Raw genomic sequence first — 16,587 nt, 5'->3', positions numbered from 1 at the left:
CGGCCACGGGTATCCCCATGCGCGCGCGGCTGCTCATCCTCCTCATGGTGCTGTTCGCCGGTGTCCTGCTGGCGCTGGGTATCCCGCTGGCCACCAGCCTGGCCGCCAGCGAGCAGCAGCGCGTCGTCGTGGACCGGATCGACGACACCGTCCGGTTCGCGTCCCTCGCCCAGTTCGCCGCCGGTGCCACGCCACCGGACGCGGTGCCCGGGCCGCTCGCCACGCTCCAGGAGGAACTCGACCGGTACCACGACCTGTACAGCATCCGGGCCGGGGTCTTCCACCGTGACGGACAGGCCATGGCGGCGGCCCCCGCCGGCTGGCGGCCGGCCCGCTCCGCGGGTACCGAGACGGGTGACGCCTTCGGCGAGGCCCTGGCCGGCCGGCGCAGCAGCGGCCCGGGCCAGGTCTGGCCGTGGGAGCGCGACCGGCGCCTGGTCGTGGCCTCCCCGGTGATAAGGGACGGCGACGTGATCGCCGTCGTGATCACCGACTCGCCGACCGGCCCCCTGCGGTCGCGGATCGTGCACGGCTGGCTGCCCATCGCCGCGGGCGAACTCGCGGCGATGCTGCTCGCGGCGGGCGCCGCCGTCCTGCTCACCGGCTGGGTGCTGCGGCCCGTGCGGGTCCTGGACAAGGCCACCCACGACATCGCCACCGGCAAGCTGGCCTCCCGGGTGGCCCCGGCCGGCGGCCCGCCGGAGCTGCAGCGCCTGGCCCGGTCGTTCAACGAGATGGCCGACCACGTCGAGGACGTGCTCAGCCAGCAGCGGGCCTTCGTGGCCGACGCGTCCCACCAGCTCCGCAACCCGCTGGCGGCGCTGCTGCTGCGCATCGACCTGCTGGGCCTGGAACTGCCGGAGGGCAATGCGGAGTTCGCCTCCGTGCGAGCCGAGGGCAAACGGCTGGCCCGGGTGCTGGACGATCTGCTGGACCTGGCGCTGGCCGAACACAGTCCGGCCGACCTGCGGCTCACCGATGTGGCGGCTCTGGCCGCCGAACGGGTCGCGGCCTGGCAGCCGGTCGCCGACCGGGCCGATGTGCGGCTGGACCGGACCGGGGCGACGGCCGCCACCGGCTGGGTCGATCCCATCGCGCTGTCCAGCGCCCTGGACGCGGTGGTGGACAACGCGGTGAAGTTCACCCCCTCGGGGGGACACGTCACGGTGACCGTCACCACCGCCGGGGAAGTGGTCACCGTCAAGGTCGCCGATACCGGCCCCGGCCTGGGCGACGACGAACTGGAGCGGGTGGGTGACCGGTTCTGGCGCAGCAGCCGGCACCAGAACGTCTCCGGGTCCGGCCTGGGCCTGTCCATCGCCGGGGCGCTGCTCGCCACCGGCGGGGCACGGATCGACTACGCGCACAACGAGCCCCGCGGTCTGCGGGTGACGGTCACGCTGCCGCGTACCGGCCCCGAAGCCCCGGCCCGTCCCCCGGGCGGGCACCGTCACGTGGTGGTCGGGCCGGTGCCGGAGGGCCGCGCTCAGGACTTCACGGAGCGGTAGTAGGCGCCGGCGCCGGGATGCAGCTCCAGCGGCTGGGTGTAGATCGCGGTACGCAGGTCGACCCGCTGGGCCGCGTGTACCTGACGGCCGATCCGGTCCCGGCCGTTGATCACCGAGCGGGTGATCTGCTCGGTGAGCGCGGCGTCCGCGTCCACCGTGGTCACCAGCAGATTCGCCACGGCGAGAGTGTCGATCACCTGGCCACCGGCGATCTCCGGGTAGGCGTCGGGCGGCATCACCGCAGCCCGGTAGTAGGCGGTGTGCGGTCCCCTGGCGCGCAGTGGCTGCAGCAGCTCGCCCAGCGGCACCAGCCGGATCTGGGCACGCTGCGAGAGCTGCCGGACGGCGGAGGTGGGCAGCCCGCCGGACCAGAAGAAGCCGTCCAGCCGGCCTGCCTCCAGCATCCGGGGCATCGCGTTGATGCCCTCCCGCACCGGGGAGACGTCCTTGTCCATGTCCAGCCCGGCCGCCGCCAGAAGCTCGCGGGTGACCAGCTGCACCCCGGACTGGTCCTGGCCGACCCCGACCAGCAGGCCGCCCAGGTCGCGGGCGCCGCGCACGGCCGAGTCGCGCGGGACCACCAGGTGCAGGTAGTCGTCGTAGAGCCGGGCGCAGGCACGCATCCGGTCCGAGCCCTCCCCGCCGGCCGCCTGGTGGGCGGCGAGGGAGTCCGCGGTCGCTATGGTGAAGTCGGCCTCGCCGGCGAGCAGGCGCTCGATGTTCTGCACCGATCCCTCGCTGGCCGTCAGCCGCATCCGGACCTCCGGAAGGTCCCGGGCGAGCTGGGACTGCAGCAGCCGCCCGTAGCGCGCGTACACCCCGCTGGGCACCCCGGTGCTCAGCGTCAGGTCTCCGCCGGGGCGGGGCTCACCGGTGAAGACGGACCGCCAGGCCGCGGCCGCCCCCGCGGCCGTCACCGCGGCACCGCCCCAGGTCAGTGCCTGCCGGCGGGAGGGGCGCGGGACACTCATGTCCGCGATCCTGCCAGCGATCGGCCGAGGGGGCCAGGCAGCCCGCGCCACCGAGGCGGCCGCGGGACGTAAACTGACGGCCGGGAACCCCACGGATTGGTTTGGACTGAGCTCTGGCATGTCGGACGCCGCACGTACCTACCAGGTCAAGACCTTCGGCTGTCAGATGAATGTGCATGACAGCGAACGGATGGCCGGTCTCCTGGAGGGGGCCGGCTACGTCAGGGCGCCGAAGGACGCCGACCAGGCCGATGTGGTCGTTCTGAACACCTGCGCGGTCCGGGAGAACGCGGACAATCGGCTGTACGGCAATCTCGGGCAGCTCGCGCCCAAGAAGGCGGCCCGCCCGGGCATGCAGATCGCCGTCGGAGGGTGCCTGGCGCAGAAGGACCGCGACACCATCGTCAAGAAGGCGCCCTGGGTCGACGTCGTCTTCGGCACGCACAACGTCGGCAGCCTTCCGGTGCTCCTGGAGCGGGCCCGCATCCAGGACGAGGCACAGGTCGAGATCGCCGAAGCGCTGGAGGCGTTCCCCTCCACGCTGCCGACCCGCCGCGAGAGCGCCTACGCCGCCTGGGTCGCGATCTCGGTGGGCTGCAACAACACCTGCACCTTCTGCATCGTCCCGGCGCTGCGCGGCAAGGAGAAGGACCGCCGGCCCGGCGACATCCTCGCCGAGGCCGAGGCGCTGGTCGCCGACGGCGTCATCGAGATCACCCTGCTGGGACAGAACGTCAACGCCTACGGCTCGGACATCGGCGACCGGCAGGCCTTCGGCAAGCTGCTGCGGGCCTGCGGGGAGATCGAAGGCCTGGAACGGGTCCGCTTCACCTCGCCGCACCCCCGCGACTTCACCGACGACGTCATCGACGCGATGGCCGCCACCCCCAATGTGATGCCGCAGCTGCACATGCCGCTGCAGTCCGGGTCGGATCGTGTGCTGCGGGCGATGCGCCGTTCCTACCGGCAGGACCGCTACCTCGGGATCATCGACCGGGTGCGCGCCGCCATGCCGGACGCCGCCATCTCCACCGACATCATCGTGGGCTTCCCCGGCGAGACCGAGGAGGACTTCGAGCAGACGCTGCACGTGGTGCGCGAGGCGCGCTTCGCCCAGGCCTTCACCTTCCAGTACTCCAAGCGCCCCGGCACCCCGGCGGCGACCATGGACGGCCAGGTGCCCAAGGCCGTCGTCCAGGAGCGGTACGAACGACTGGTAGCCCTCCAGGAGGAAATCTCCTGGTCGGAGAACCGCAAGCAGGTCGGCCGCACGCTCGAGGTGCTGGTCGCCGAGGGCGAGGGCCGCAAGGACGACGCGACCCGCAGGCTGTCCGGCCGGGCCCGCGACAACCGTCTGGTGCACTTCGCCCGGCCCGCCGGGGCGGTGCGCCCCGGCGACGTGGTCACCGTCGAGGTGACCTACGCCGCCCCGCACCACCTCCTCGCCGAAGGGCCGGTCCGCGGCGTGCGGCCCACCCGGGCAGGCGATGCCTGGGAGCGGCGCACCGCCGGACCACCGCAGCAGGGCGGCCGGGTCATGCTCCCGCTGCCCACTGTCGGCGCGCCGCCGCCGCAGCCGGAGCCGGCGGGCGGCTGCCCGGCCGGCTGAGCGCACCGGCCGGTGCCCCCGGCCGTCCGCCGCCGGGGCCGCGGGCCGCATCGGTAGGCTTCCGGTCATGCTCGTCGCCGCCGCTGTCTGCCCCTGTCCGCCGCTGCTGGTGCCCGAGGTCGCGGCCGGAGCGGCACCCGAGCTCGAGCCGGTGCGGCGGTCCTGCGCCGAAGCGCTGGGCGTGCTCGCCGCCGCCCGGCTCGACCGGCTGCTGGTGATCGGCCCGGCCGGCCCGGACGAGGCGGGCCCCGCGCCGGCAGGCACTCCGGGGTCCTTCCGGGGATTCGGCGTGGATCTCACCGTCCGCCTGGGATCCGGGGACGCCCCGCCGGGCGGCCGGGAGCTCCCGGCGTCCCTCGCCGTGGGAGCCTGGCTGCTGGAGCACGTCGGATGGTCCGCCGCCCCGGTCGACGGGCTCGCCATCGACCGGACGATGTCCACCGGGGACTGCGTCGCGACCGGCCGTGACATCGCTTCGAGGGCCGGACGTCTCGGCCTGCTGGTGATGGGGGACGGCAGTATCTGCCGCAGCCTGACGGCGCCCGGCCACCTCGACGAACGGGCGGCGGGCTTCGACGCGGCGGTGGCCCGGGCACTGGGCGACGCGGACACCGCGGCCCTCGCCGCGCTCGATCCGGGGCCGGCGGCGGAGCTCGGCGCCGAGGGCCGGCCGTGCTGGCAGGTCCTGGCCGGGGCAGGTGAAGGCGTCCGTCTGGCAGGGCAGCTGCTCCACGACGAAGCCCTTTACGGCGTTGCCTACCTGACTGCCGTCTGGAGCTGACCGGAGCGGCGGGCCGGGGGCGTGGCGCCCCCGGCCCGCCCGGGCTCGCGACGCCGTGCGCGGCGCCACGACGGCGGATGCCCGGCGGTCACGGCCGGGCGCTCTCCCCGGTCCCGTTGTCCGCGGCCTGCGGAGCGGAGGACTGCTGGGGGATTCCGACGGCCTCACCGTCGGCCACCACGGCCGGGTCCGCCGGGTCCGCGGACGAGCCGGAGGAGGGACCGGCCTCCGGCCGCCGCTCCGGCGGGTCCTCCGTACCCCGTGCCCCTTCCGATCCGCCGTCCTCGGCCGCGTCGGCCGGCTCCCCGGCCGGCTGCTGTGCCTCCTCGCCACGGCGGCGGAACCAGGCAAGTACGCCCATGTCTACTCCTGACCTCGTTCGTGCGGGTGACGTCCCGCCCGGCACGGAGAACCGGCGGGCGGACCTCGATCGGGAAACGACCGGCTTCCCGTGGCGTCACGTCCCTCGTTCGTGGCGGACCCGCCGGGTCTGCGAGACTTCCCCGGTGAGCAGCCGTCCCTCCGCCCCCCAGGTCATCACCGTCGTCGGCCCCACCGCGGCCGGGAAATCCGGACTGGGGGTGGAGATCGCCCGGCGGCTGGGCGGGGAAGTGATCAACGCGGACTCGATGCAGCTCTACCGCGGCATGGACATCGGAACCGCCAAGCTCACGCCCAAGGAGCAGCAGGGCGTGCCCCACCACCTGCTGGACGTCTGGGACGTGACGCGGACCGCCAGCGTCGCCGAGTACCAGCGGCTGGCCCGGGCCGAGATCGACCGGCTGCTGGCCGCCGGACGGACCCCGGTGCTCGTCGGCGGCTCCGGGCTCTATGTGCGGGCCGCGGTGGACACCCTCGAGTTCCCCGGAACCGACCCGCGGGTGCGGACCAGGCTGGAGGCGGAGCTGGACCAGGTGGGCAGCGGTCCGCTGCACCGGCGGCTGGCCCTCGCCGACCCCCGGGCGGCCGAGGCGATCCTGCCCGGCAACGGGCGTCGCATCGTGCGGGCCCTGGAGGTCATCGAGATCACCGGGCGCCCCTTCACGGCCCATCTGCCGGGGCCGGACGAGGAGCGCGAGCACTACCGCACCGTGCATCTGGGCGTACGGGTCGGCCGGCCGGAGCTGGACGAGCGGATCGCCGTCCGGGTCGACCGCATGTGGGAAGCCGGCCTGGTGGAGGAGGTGCGCGGGCTGGAGGCCGCCGGGCTGCGGCAGGGCCGGACCGCTTCCCGGGCACTGGGCTACCAGCAACTGCTCGCGGCCCTGGCGGGGGAGAGCACGCCGGAGCAGGCCCGGGAGGAGACCGTCCGCGCCACCAAGCGCTTCGCCCGCCGGCAGGAGACCTGGTTCCGCCGGGACCGGCGGGTCCACTGGCTGGACGGTTCGGTGACGGCACCGGCAACACTGGGGGAACAGGCGTGGGACCTGCTCGAACGGACGGTCACATCCTGATCACGTGATGGCATCGGGACGCTTCCGGAGACCGGCAGTCACCGGCGGACGTGCCATCATCGAGCAATGCTGCAGCCGTAGAGCCGTGAGTTGGGAGGGCGCGTGGCGATGGAGGCCGGCCCTCGAGAGAGCGAAGCCCGGGCCGGAAGGCCGTTCGGGGAGAACCCCGAGGAGGACCTGCGGGCCCCTGCCCCGGAGCCGCTCGCGGACGCACCCGCCGCGGACCCCGGTACCGCCGCCGAGCGCGGCGAGAACTACGGCGAGCTCCGCCCGCCCCGTCGGCTGCGCCTGGTGCAGCTCGCACCGATCGTCCTGCTGAGCCTTCTCGGCTCGCTGATGTTCGCCTTCCCGCTCGCCTTCGCCTTCGACGACGCCGGAGCGGTCGTGGCGATGCTCGGGCTCCTCATTGGCTGCAGCGCCGCCGGCTGGGGAATGATGGCCGCGCGCCGGGTGGGATACAGCTGGCCCGGGCTGCCGCCGCGCGGCTCGGGGCGCAGGCCCGACTGGCGGGTCCTGGCACTCTACGGCGTGGGCCTGACGCTCCTGGCCGCGTTCGCTGTCTGGCGCGTCGCCGGCCTGCGCTGACCTTCCCGCCCGCCCGATGCCGCGGCCGGGTCCGTCCTTCCGCGGCGGGCGACGGCACGTACGATCGGAAGCGTGAACAGCGCATCACGGCCGGTCCGCTTCCTCAAGGGACACGGCACCGAGAACGACTTCGTCATCCTCCCCGACGCGGACGGCATCCTGGAGCTGCCCGCCGCGGCCGTGGCCCGGCTGTGCGACAGGCGGGCGGGGATCGGCGGGGACGGACTGCTGCGCGTGGTGCGCTCCGCGGCCCACCCCGAGGCGCGCGCGATGGCCGGCGAGGCCGAATGGTTCATGGACTACCGCAACAGCGACGGAAGCGTCGCCGAGATGTGCGGCAACGGAGTGCGGGTCTTCGCGCGGTACCTCCAGCGCTCCGGGCTCGCCGGGGACGGCGTGCTGCCGGTCGCGACCCGCGCCGGGGTGCGTGAGGTACGCGTCTCGGGGGAGGGAGATCTCAGCGTCGGCATGGGCTCCGCCCGTCTGCCGGACGGCCCGGGCGAGTCCGTCACCGTCAGGGTGGGGGACCGCAGCTGGCCCGCCCGCCATGTCGGCATGGGCAACCCGCACGCCGTGGCGTTCGTGGACGACCTGTCCGACGCCGGTCCGCTGCTCGCCCCGCCCGTCGTGGAGCCGGCCGCCGCCTATCCGCAGGGCGCCAACGTCGAGTTCGTGGTGGACCGGGGGCCGGGGCATGTGGCCATGCGCGTGCACGAACGCGGCTCGGGCGAGACCCGCTCGTGCGGCACCGGTGCCTGTGCCGTCATGGTCGCGGCCGCCCGGCGCGCGGGCGCCGACCCGGCAGCCGACGGGCAGCCCCTCACCTGGACGGTGGACGTCCCCGGCGGCCGGCTGCTCATCACCGAGGCGGCCGACGGCCGCATCACCATGACCGGGCCTGCCGTGATCGTGGCCGAGGGGACCCTCGACCCGGACTGGTTCCGCTGACTTTCGGCCAGCTTCCCCGGGACAAACATCGCTCGAACGGGTGATCTGCCGCGAGAAGGGCGGCTGTTGGCCGTCCGGCACCGATCGGCTCGCTACCATCAATCACCGGCGCCGCTGCGGGACTGCCAGGGCCGGTCACGTGGCCGCGGGAGGTGCCCATGAGTGCAGAGGCGACCGGACCCACCAGCGCTGTCCGCGTTCGCTGGGGACACCCCAAGGACGTGCTGAGGCTGCGCCGGATCGGCCGGGCCGCGGTCCGCGGCACCGCCGTCCGGCCCCGGTTGCCCGACGCCCTGGAACATGTCGCCCAGGCGCACCGGCGGCACCATCCCGGCGTGGATCTCGGCCCGGTGCGCCGCGCATACGTCCTCGCCGAGGCCGCCCACCGCGGCCAGTTCCGCAAGTCCGGCGACCCCTACATCACCCACCCCCTGGCCGTCACGCTGATCCTCGCCGAACTCGGCGCCGGTACCACCACGCTGACCGCCTCGCTTCTCCACGACACGGTGGAGGACACGGATGTGACGCTGGACCAGGTCCGTCATGAGTTCGGCGCGGAGGTGGGCCACCTCGTCGACGGCGTGACGAAGCTGGAGAAGGTCGAGTACGGCGCCGCGGCCGAGCCCGAGACCTTCCGCAAGATGCTCGTCGCCACCGGCAGCGACGTCCGGGTCATGTCGATCAAACTGGCCGACCGCCTGCACAACATGCGCACGCTGGGCGTGATGCGTCCCGAGAAACAGGCACGCATCGCGCGGGTCACCCGGGACGTGCTGATCCCGCTCGCCGAACGGCTCGGCGTCCAGGCGCTCAAGACGGAGCTGGAGGACCTGGTCTTCGCCATCCTTCATCCCGAGGAACACGCCCGGGCCCTGGAGCGCATCCGTGAGCACCGCGCCGGCCCCGATCAGCTCGCGGAGGTCGCGGGCGCGGTGCGCGAGATCCTGCGCGAGGCCGGGATCACCGCCGAGGTCCGGATCCGGCCGCGCCACGTGTTCTCGGTGCACCGCGCGGGGGTGCGGCGCGGCGGGCTCGGACCGACGGACTTCGGCCGGCTGCTGATCCTGGTGGCCGAGAACGCCGACTGCTACGCCGTGCTCGGGGAGCTGCACACCTGCTTCACTCCGGTGCTCTCGGCGTTCAAGGACTTCATCGCCGCCCCCAAGTTCAACCTCTACCAGTCGCTGCACACGGCGGTGGCCGACGACCTGGGCAGAGTGGCCGAGGTGCTGGTGCGCACCCACCGCATGCACCGGGTCGCCGAGGCAGGGGTGGTCGCGCTCGGCGACCCGGACCGGGTGGACGGCACGGAGCCGCCGGGCGAGGACGGCGAGCGGGCCGACCCCACCCGCCCCGGCTGGCTCTCCCGGCTCCTGGAGTGGCAGCGGCAGGCTCTCGACCCCGACACCTTCTGGAGCGAACTGCGCGACGAACTCTCCCGGGACCGCGAGATCACCGTCTTCGCCGAGGACGCCGACGGCATCGCCGCCCGTGGTCCCCTTCAGCTCCCGGTCGACGCCACCTGCGTGGACGCCGCCTACGCCCGGCACGGGCAGGCCGCCCACTCCTGCATCGGGGCGCGGGTCAACGGCCGCCTGGCCACCTTGCGCACCGTCCTGCGGGACGGGGACACCCTCCAGTTGCTTCTCGCCCCGGACAGCGGCACCGGCCCCTCGCCGGAGTGGCTGGAGTACGCCCGGACCCCCGCGGCCCGGGTACCGATCCGCCGCTGGCTGGAGGGCCGGCCGGCCACCGAGGCGCCGCCCGTCGCCACCGGCCGGGCGCCGCTCCCGGCCGCCTTCCCCGACGGGGACGCGGGCGCGGGGACCGAGCCGGAAACGGCTGCCGAGGTGCCCGGCTTCCCCATGGCCCCGGTGCGTCTGGCTCGTTGCTGCACGCCCGTGCCGCCGGACCAGGTGACCGGCTTCGCCGTGCGTGGCGGGGCCGTGGCCGTGCACCGGGGCTCCTGCCCGGTGGCAGTCCGGATGGCCGCCACCGGGCGCGCGTCCGTGCCGGTGCGCTGGAAGTCGTCCTCCGCGAGCTGCCGGGTCACCCTCCGTGCCGAAGCGCTCGGGCGCCCCCGCCTGCTGGCCGACCTCACCGAGGCGATGGCGCAGCACGGAGCGGCGGTCGTTCAGGCGGAGGTCGAGCCACCGCAGCAGCAGCGCGTCCGGCACACCTACACCCTGCGGCTCCCGGACGCCTCCGGGCTGCCGCGGCTGATGCGTGCGATGCGCGGGGTCCCGGGGGTGTACGACGTGGCCCGGGAGGTCCGGCACGGAGCCTGACCGCCGTCGCCGCGCGGGACCCGGAAGCGGTGGCAAACCGGGGTGACGCACCGGCCCGGCCGTGCCACCATGAAAGGGCCGCCACCGGCGGTTCCCGGGCCCCTGGCCGGGAATACCACGAGGCGCTCGCGCGTTGGACCGCAGGAATGCTCCCGCGAGCCGCGTGGACAGCTCCCGACGTAAGGACGCAATGACCTCATCTTCCCTTCCTCAGGACCAGCAGCGCCGCGACGCCGCCCCCCGGGCCGACGCCCTGATGGATGAGGACGTCGCCTTCGACGGGGCCGACGAGCGGGACGGCGATCAGTTCGACCGCGAGGAGCGCGCCGCGCTGCGCCGCGTCGCCGGGCTGTCCACCGAGCTCGAGGACGTCTCCGAGGTCGAGTACCGGCAGCTTCGCCTGGAGCGCGTCGTGCTGGTCGGTGTCTGGACCTCCGGCACCGCCGCCGAGGCCGAGAACTCACTGGCCGAGCTGGCCGCGCTGGCGGAGACCGCCGGCGCGCTGGTGCTCGACGGCGTCATCCAGCGCCGCGACAAGCCCGACCCCGCCACCTACATCGGCTCCGGCAAGGCCCTGGAGCTGCGCGACATCGTGCTGGAGACCGCCGCCGACACCGTGGTGTGCGACGGCGAGCTCAGCCCCGGCCAGCTGATCCACCTCGAGGATGTCGTCAAGGTCAAGGTGGTCGACCGGACGGCCCTGATCCTCGACATCTTCGCCCAGCACGCCAAGTCGCGGGAGGGCAAGGCGCAGGTCGCCCTCGCCCAGATGCAGTACATGCTGCCGCGACTGCGCGGATGGGGCCAGTCGCTGTCCCGGCAGATGGGCGGCGGCGGCTCGGGCTCCTCGGGCGGTGGCATGGCCACCCGTGGTCCGGGTGAGACCAAGATCGAGACCGACCGGCGGCGGATCCGCGAGAAGATGGCGAAGATGCGCCGTGAGATCGCGGAGATGAAGACCAGCAGGGATGTCCAGCGCCAGGACCGCAAGCGCTACAAGGTGCCCTCGGTGGCCATCGCCGGCTACACCAACGCGGGCAAGTCGTCCCTGTTGAACCAGCTCACCGGTGCCGGCGTGCTGGTGGAGAACGCCCTGTTCGCCACGCTGGACCCCACCGTCCGGAAGGCCCAGACGCCCAGCGGGCGCGTCTACACCCTGGCCGACACGGTGGGATTCGTGCGCCACCTGCCGCATCACCTGGTGGAGGCGTTCCGCTCCACGATGGAGGAGGTCGCCGACGCCGACCTCATCCTGCACGTGGTGGACGGCGCCCACCCGGCTCCCCAGGAGCAGCTGGCGGCGGTGCGCGAGGTGATCCGCGACGTGGGCGCTCAGGACGTGCCCGAGATCGTGGTGGTGAACAAGGCCGACGCGGCCGACGAACTGACCCTGCAGCGGCTGCTGCGGGCCGAGAAGCGGGCCATCACCGTCTCGGCCCGGACGGGCCAGGGCCTGGAGCAGCTGCTGGCGTGGATCGACAGCGAGCTTCCCCGCCCGGCGGTGGAGCTGGAGGCGCTGGTGCCGTACACCGAGGGGGCCCTGGTCTCCCGGGTGCACGCGGAGGGGGAGGTGCTCCAGGAGGAGCACACCCCGGAGGGCACCCGGCTGCGGGCCCAGGTCCACCACGAACTCGCCGCCCTCCTGGCGCCCTTCACTCCCGCGCGTCGCTGACCTCCCGTTCCCCGGGCCCCGCTCTTCCGGCGGGGCCCGGGGCGGGATGTGGCTCAGCGCATAGCCCGGCCGGTGACGGATGGCCTTAGCATTGCTGCGGCGGCGCGTATCCCGTGGCGGGAACGCGACCATTTCGGAGCGAGGAGTCAGATACCGTGCTGCGCACCATGTTCAAGTCCAAGATCCACCGGGCCACGGTGACCGAGGCCGACCTGCACTACGTCGGGTCCGTCACCGTTGACGCCGAGCTGATGGAAGCCGCGGATCTGTTGCCCGGCGAGCTGGTGCACATCGTCGACATCGACAACGGGAACCGGCTGGAGACCTACGTCATCGAGGGGGAGCGCGGTTCCGGGGTGATCGGGATCAACGGCGCCGCCGCCCATCTGATCAACCCGGGGGACCTGGTCATCTTGATCAGCTACGCCCAGGTGGACGACGCCGAGGCCCGCAGCCTGCGCCCCGCCGTGGTGCACGTGGACGCCCGCAACCGCATCGTGCAGCTGGGTGCGGACCCCTCCGAGCCGGTGCCCGGCAGCGACACCCGGCGCAGTCCGATGGCCGCCGCCCGGGCCTGAGGCCGGGCGGACCGGCGTCCTCCTTCGTCACAACGGCCGGGGCCGGTACACCACGGTGGTGTACCGGCCCCGGCCGCTGCGTTCGGTGCGGCTACTGGGCCACTTCCGCGCTGACGTAGTCGTGCACGGCCTTGGCCTCCATGTCCAGTCGCGGGCCTGCCAGCCAGGTGCTCTCCAGCGGGCCGATGGAGTTGACCGAGATCAGTTCCACGCTGCCGCCGTCCGCCGTCCGCAGCCAGGGGCCACCGGAGGAGCCACCGGTCATGGTGCAGCCGGCGCGGTACATCACGGGCATGGCCGCGTCCAGCGAGAGACGGCCGGGGACGTCGGTGCAGCGGTACATCAGGGCACCGTCGTAAGGGGCAGCGGCCGGGAAGCCGTAGAGCGTTGTCGATCCCAGATCCGCCACCGCCGGCGCGTCGAAACTGATGTCCACCGCGTTGCCGACGGTCTCCTCCAGGGACGCGCCGCCCTCCTCCGGCTCGACGGCCATCACGGCGAAGTCGCCGTGGGCGCCGTGGCCGCCGACATCACTGCCGTTGTCGATCCAGTAGTCCGTGGTGGAGACGTAGGTGGCCCAGTACAGCCCGTAGGGGGCGTGCTTCTCCAGCGGCGCCGTCTCCAGCTCCGCGGGCGTGAGCCCCTCGTTGTTGTAGGCCGGGACGAACATGATGTTCCGGTACCAGCCGCCGTCCGCCCCGCCGTGGACACAGTGTCCGGCCGTGGCCACCAGGTTGGAGGCACCCGGCGCCTTCGGGTCTTTCACGACCGTGCCCGAGCAGACCATGTGGCCCTCGGGGGTGTCGAAGAACACCTTGCCGACCGGGGCGGCGTTGTCGGTGTAGGGGGTGGGGACGGCCTCGGCCTCCACGGGCACCGGCTCCGTGTCGGTGATGCCGCGGTCGTCTGCCGGGTCCGCGTACCCAGGGGCGTCCGCGTCCTCCTCGATGGAGTCCTCGTCGATGGACTGGCCGGGCTCCTCCGCCTCCCCCATCCGGTCGGTGTCCCACAGGCCTTCGATGATCGGGTTGACGAACTGGCCGATCTCGCGGGCCCAGGTGTCGGTGTCCCAGTCCTGCCAGCCGCCGTTCTTCCAGGCCTCGACATCCACCTCGAAGGGCAGGTTGTCCAGCAGCCCGTCGAGCTCGCTGCCGCCGGGACCCTTGCTGTCCGTACCGGAGTCGGAGTCGTCGCCGCTGCAGGCGGTCGCGGTGAGCGCGAGGACGGCGGCGACGGCCGTGGCCGCGAGCGCGGCTCGGCGGCGCCGTGGCCGCCTGCTGATCGAAGACATCGGTGAGCTCCCCCTGATCGTTCGTGGTGCGCCGAGGTGACATGCCCTCGTCCGGGCGAGAGCACCCCTCACTATGCCGGTGTTCATGGGGACGGTGTCAGCGGGCCCCCGGTTCCCGGCCGGGCGAGAGGTATTTCGCGCCACACCCGTGATCCCGGGCCGCCGGCGTCGTTACCGATGAGGGGGACCGCCGCTGTCCGCGGCCGCCACCCGGGACACCCAGGCGACGAAGGAGGGAGGCGCCGCCGGGACGGGCCCGTGCCGTGACCAGGCTCCGGGCCGCACCGCCGAGCGCCGTACGACGGATGAACCCACGCCACCCGACGGACCGTCCGGAGGCCGGAGGCCGCTGCGAGCCTCCCGCCGGCCCGGCTCCTTCCCTCGTCGCGACGCCTGCCCGGGACCCGGCGGTTCCCCGGCAGGTCCAGGGCGGGGAAGCGACCGCACTGGCCGCCGCCGGGCACGGGCGCCGTACCGGACCGCCCGCGCCCGGCGGTGATCCGCTGCAGGACCCGGACCCCGCGGCCGCGGCCGACGCGGCGGCCGCCGGGAACCTGCTGCGCTGCTGGGTGCGAGAGAGGGGGGTCGGCCGCCCGGACGGCCCGGCCCTGCGCATCCCGCTGCCCTCCTCGGGCATGGCGCTGAGCGTCCCCGTGCGCTACTGGTCGGCCACCGGCGGGCACCTTTTCGGCACACCCCGGCTGGACCCCGGCGGGCCGGAATCCCCGCAGGCGGACGCGGTGACGCTCGCCGTGCTGTTCGCCCGCGAGTCCGCTCACGGTGCCGGGCCCGGGGCCGTCACCGATCTGGTCGGCCGCGTCGCCGACTCCGTGCGGCGCACCGCCGGCTTCCTCGCCGCGCGCCGGGCCGCCCCCGCCCCCGTGCCCGGCGCGGACCTGTTCCTCGGCGCCGAGCAGGATCTGGTCCTCGGGCACCCGCTGCATCCGGCCCCCAAGAGCCGGGAGGGCGTGACCGGGCACGAGGCCCGCCGGTACTCTCCCGAACTGCGGGGCGGATTCCCGCTGCACTGGTTCGCGGTGGACCGCTCGGTGCTGGCCGCCGACTCGGCGTGGACCGAACAGGGCCGTGTCGTGCCGGCCGGGCGTCTTGCGGCCCGGCTGGCCGGGGAAGGGATCGCGGTCCCCCGCGGTGCGGTCCCGCTGCCCCTGCATCCCTGGCAGGCTCGGGAGGCCGTGCACCGGCCCTCGGTCGCCCGGCTGCTCGCCGCGGGTCTGCTGCACGATCTGGGGGAGCACGGACCCCCGTGGCATCCCACCTCCTCCGTGCGCACGGTCCTGCGGCCCGGCGCCCCGGCCATGCTCAAGCTCTCCCTGGGCCTGAGCATCACCAACTCCCGGCGGGAGAACCTCCGCAAGGAGATGCACCGGGGCGTGGAGGTCCACCGGCTGCTGCGGGCAGGCCTGGGCCGGCGGTGGCGGGAGGCGTTCTCGGACGGACCCCCTTTCGACATCGTGCGCGATGCCGCCTGGCTGGGGGTCGACGACACCGAGGGCGAGCCCGTTCCCGGTCTCGACACACTGGTGCGGCACAACCCGTTCGGGCCGCGTGACGACGTGTGCTGTGTCGCCTCGCTGACCTCCCCGCGGCCCTGGCCCGGCGACCCGTCCGGCGCGCTGCGGTCCCGGCTCGCCCATGTGATCGGGGATCTTGCCGGCCGGACGGGCCGGCCGGTTCCGGCCGTGGCCGCCGAGTGGTTCCTGCGCTACCTGAGGACCGTGGTGCGCCCGGTGCTCCGGCTCGACGGGGTCGCCGGCATCGCCCTGGAAGCACATCAGCAGAACACCCTGGTCCGGCTGGACGCCGAGGGGTGGCCGGCGGGCGGCTGGTACCGGGACAACCAGGGCTTCTACTTCCGGGAGGCGCACCGTGACGCCCTGCTGGCCCGGCTGCCGGGGCTGGGCCGGGACTCCGGCACGTTCGTCGAGGACGCCGTCGCCGACGAACGGCTCGTCTACTACCTGGGTATCAACAATGTGCTCGGCCTGATCGGAGCCTTCGGCTCCCAGCACCTCGCCGACGAGGAACTGCTGCTGGCGGCCCTCCGCCGGTTCCTCACCGACGAGGCGCGCCCCGCGGACGGCCGCAACAGCTCCTCGCTGCCCGGTCTCCTGCTGGGATCGCCGACACTGCGGTGCAAGGCGAACCTCCTCACCAGAGTGTGCGGACTCGACGAACTCGTGGGCCCGGTCGACGGCCAGTCCGTCTACGTCACGATCGCCAATCCACTGGTCACCTCCTGAGAGGAGCGCGTGTGACACCGGAACCCGCCGCCCGGACCGGCGGCCCCGGCAGGGAGGGGAGCACGGAAACTTCCGGCCGGTGGCCCATCGGACCCGGCGGCCCCGAGCGCACCGAAGCCGGGGACCTGCGCCTGGTCCCGGTCCGGCTGGAACGCGACCTGCCCCTCCTTACCGGGTGGATGAACTCCCCGGCTGTCGACGCCTTCTGGAAGCTGGGGGGACCGGTGGACCGGACCGCCGCCCACCTGCGTCCCCAACTGGAACCCGGCAGCCACAGCCTGCCGTGCCTGGGCGTCCTGGACGGGCGCCCGGTGAGCTACTGGGAGATCTACCGGGCGGAGCGGGACCCACTGGCCCGGCACTACTCCTGCCGCCCCGGTGACCTGGGCCTGCACCTCCTCGTCGGGGAGGACACCGATCGCGGCCGGGGGCTGGGCACCGCCCTGCTGCGCGGTGTCTGCCGACTGGTCCTGCGCCACGCCCCGGACTGCCGTCGGCTGGTCGCCGAGCCCGACGCGGCCAACGCGCCCTCGCTCGCCGTCTTCCGCAAGGCCGGGTTCCGCGCCGCGGAGGAACTGCGCCTTCCGGACAAACGTGCCGTGCTGATGATCCGTGAGCGGTGAAGCCCACCGCGCCCCCCG

14 protein-coding genes are annotated in these 16,587 nt (G+C 73.9%); 11 read left to right on the top strand and 3 right to left on the bottom strand.

Annotated elements, in window-relative coordinates; all coding sequences use genetic code 11:
• Positions 1-17 precede the first annotated feature (17 nt).
• On the top strand, positions 18-1,508 hold the full coding sequence (locus ABD299_RS17375; RefSeq protein WP_344263426.1) for a sensor histidine kinase: 1,491 nt from the start codon (positions 18-20) through the stop codon (positions 1,506-1,508).
• Here ABD299_RS17375 and ABD299_RS17370 read toward each other — a convergent pair.
• The gene (locus ABD299_RS17370) at positions 1,487-2,479 is read right to left on the bottom strand and encodes a TAXI family TRAP transporter solute-binding subunit (protein WP_344263424.1); all 993 of its coding nucleotides are present in this window, start codon (positions 2,477-2,479) and stop codon (positions 1,487-1,489) included. The genes ABD299_RS17375 and ABD299_RS17370 overlap by 22 nt on opposite strands.
• 118 nt (positions 2,480-2,597) lie before the next feature.
• Here ABD299_RS17370 and miaB point away from each other — a divergent pair, with 118 nt between their 5' ends.
• Both miaB and ABD299_RS17360 read left to right on the top strand, forming a co-directional pair.
• Complete coding sequence (gene miaB / locus ABD299_RS17365) at positions 2,598-4,088, top strand: tRNA (N6-isopentenyl adenosine(37)-C2)-methylthiotransferase MiaB (RefSeq protein ID WP_344263422.1); 1,491 nt, start codon at positions 2,598-2,600, stop codon at positions 4,086-4,088.
• Positions 4,089-4,155: 67 nt separating this feature from the next.
• Entirely contained in the window at positions 4,156-4,869 is a 714-nt protein-coding gene (locus tag ABD299_RS17360; RefSeq protein WP_344263420.1) for a class III extradiol dioxygenase subunit B-like domain-containing protein, read from the top strand.
• Between the two features lie 88 nt (positions 4,870-4,957).
• Here the strand turns inward: ABD299_RS17360 and ABD299_RS17355 are convergent, their stop codons facing one another.
• Entirely contained in the window at positions 4,958-5,230 is a 273-nt protein-coding gene (locus tag ABD299_RS17355; RefSeq protein WP_344263418.1) for a hypothetical protein, read from the bottom strand.
• A gap of 145 nt (positions 5,231-5,375) precedes the next feature.
• Between ABD299_RS17355 and miaA the strand changes: the two genes are divergently transcribed.
• From miaA to panD, 6 genes are all read left to right on the top strand, one after another.
• Positions 5,376-6,323: a tRNA (adenosine(37)-N6)-dimethylallyltransferase MiaA gene (gene miaA, locus ABD299_RS17350; RefSeq protein WP_344263416.1), complete on the top strand. Its 948-nt coding sequence runs from the start codon at positions 5,376-5,378 to the stop codon at positions 6,321-6,323.
• A gap of 108 nt (positions 6,324-6,431) precedes the next feature.
• A complete protein-coding gene (locus tag ABD299_RS17345; RefSeq protein WP_344263465.1) occupies positions 6,432-6,908 on the top strand; it encodes a hypothetical protein in 477 nt (158 codons plus the stop codon).
• A gap of 72 nt (positions 6,909-6,980) precedes the next feature.
• Entirely contained in the window at positions 6,981-7,856 is an 876-nt protein-coding gene (dapF, locus tag ABD299_RS17340; RefSeq protein ID WP_344263414.1) for a diaminopimelate epimerase, read from the top strand.
• A 158-nt stretch (positions 7,857-8,014) separates the two neighbouring features.
• Positions 8,015-10,144, top strand: coding sequence for a RelA/SpoT family protein (locus tag ABD299_RS17335; RefSeq protein ID WP_344263412.1), 2,130 nt, complete (start codon positions 8,015-8,017; stop codon positions 10,142-10,144).
• Positions 10,145-10,334: 190 nt separating this feature from the next.
• Positions 10,335-11,816 carry a GTPase HflX gene (gene hflX / locus ABD299_RS17330; RefSeq protein ID WP_344263410.1) on the top strand — a complete coding sequence of 494 codons (1,482 nt, stop codon included), beginning with the start codon at positions 10,335-10,337 and terminating at the stop codon, positions 11,814-11,816.
• Positions 11,817-11,971: 155 nt separating this feature from the next.
• On the top strand, positions 11,972-12,394 hold the full coding sequence (gene panD / locus ABD299_RS17325; RefSeq protein WP_344263408.1) for an aspartate 1-decarboxylase: 423 nt from the start codon (positions 11,972-11,974) through the stop codon (positions 12,392-12,394).
• 91 nt (positions 12,395-12,485) lie between these two features.
• Here panD and ABD299_RS17320 read toward each other — a convergent pair whose 3' ends face one another.
• Positions 12,486-13,685, bottom strand: coding sequence for a trypsin-like serine peptidase (locus ABD299_RS17320; RefSeq protein WP_344263406.1), 1,200 nt, complete (start codon positions 13,683-13,685; stop codon positions 12,486-12,488).
• A gap of 305 nt (positions 13,686-13,990) precedes the next feature.
• Between ABD299_RS17320 and ABD299_RS17315 the strand changes: the two genes are divergently transcribed.
• Positions 13,991-15,946, top strand: a complete 1,956-nt coding sequence (locus ABD299_RS17315) for an IucA/IucC family protein (protein ID WP_344263404.1) — start codon at positions 13,991-13,993, stop codon at positions 15,944-15,946.
• Positions 15,947-15,957: 11 nt separating this feature from the next.
• Positions 15,958-16,569 (top strand): GNAT family N-acetyltransferase, encoded by a 612-nt coding sequence (locus ABD299_RS17310; protein ID WP_425581357.1) that lies wholly within the window; start codon positions 15,958-15,960, stop codon positions 16,567-16,569.
• Positions 16,570-16,587 lie beyond the last annotated feature (18 nt).

The sequence above is a fragment of the Streptomyces sodiiphilus genome (assembly GCF_039529215.1).
GTDB classification, from domain to species: Bacteria; Actinomycetota; Actinomycetes; order Streptomycetales; family Streptomycetaceae; genus Streptomyces; species Streptomyces sodiiphilus.
The sequence above is the reverse complement of the archived record's forward strand: the minus strand, read 5'-3'. Positions and strand labels throughout refer to the sequence as shown.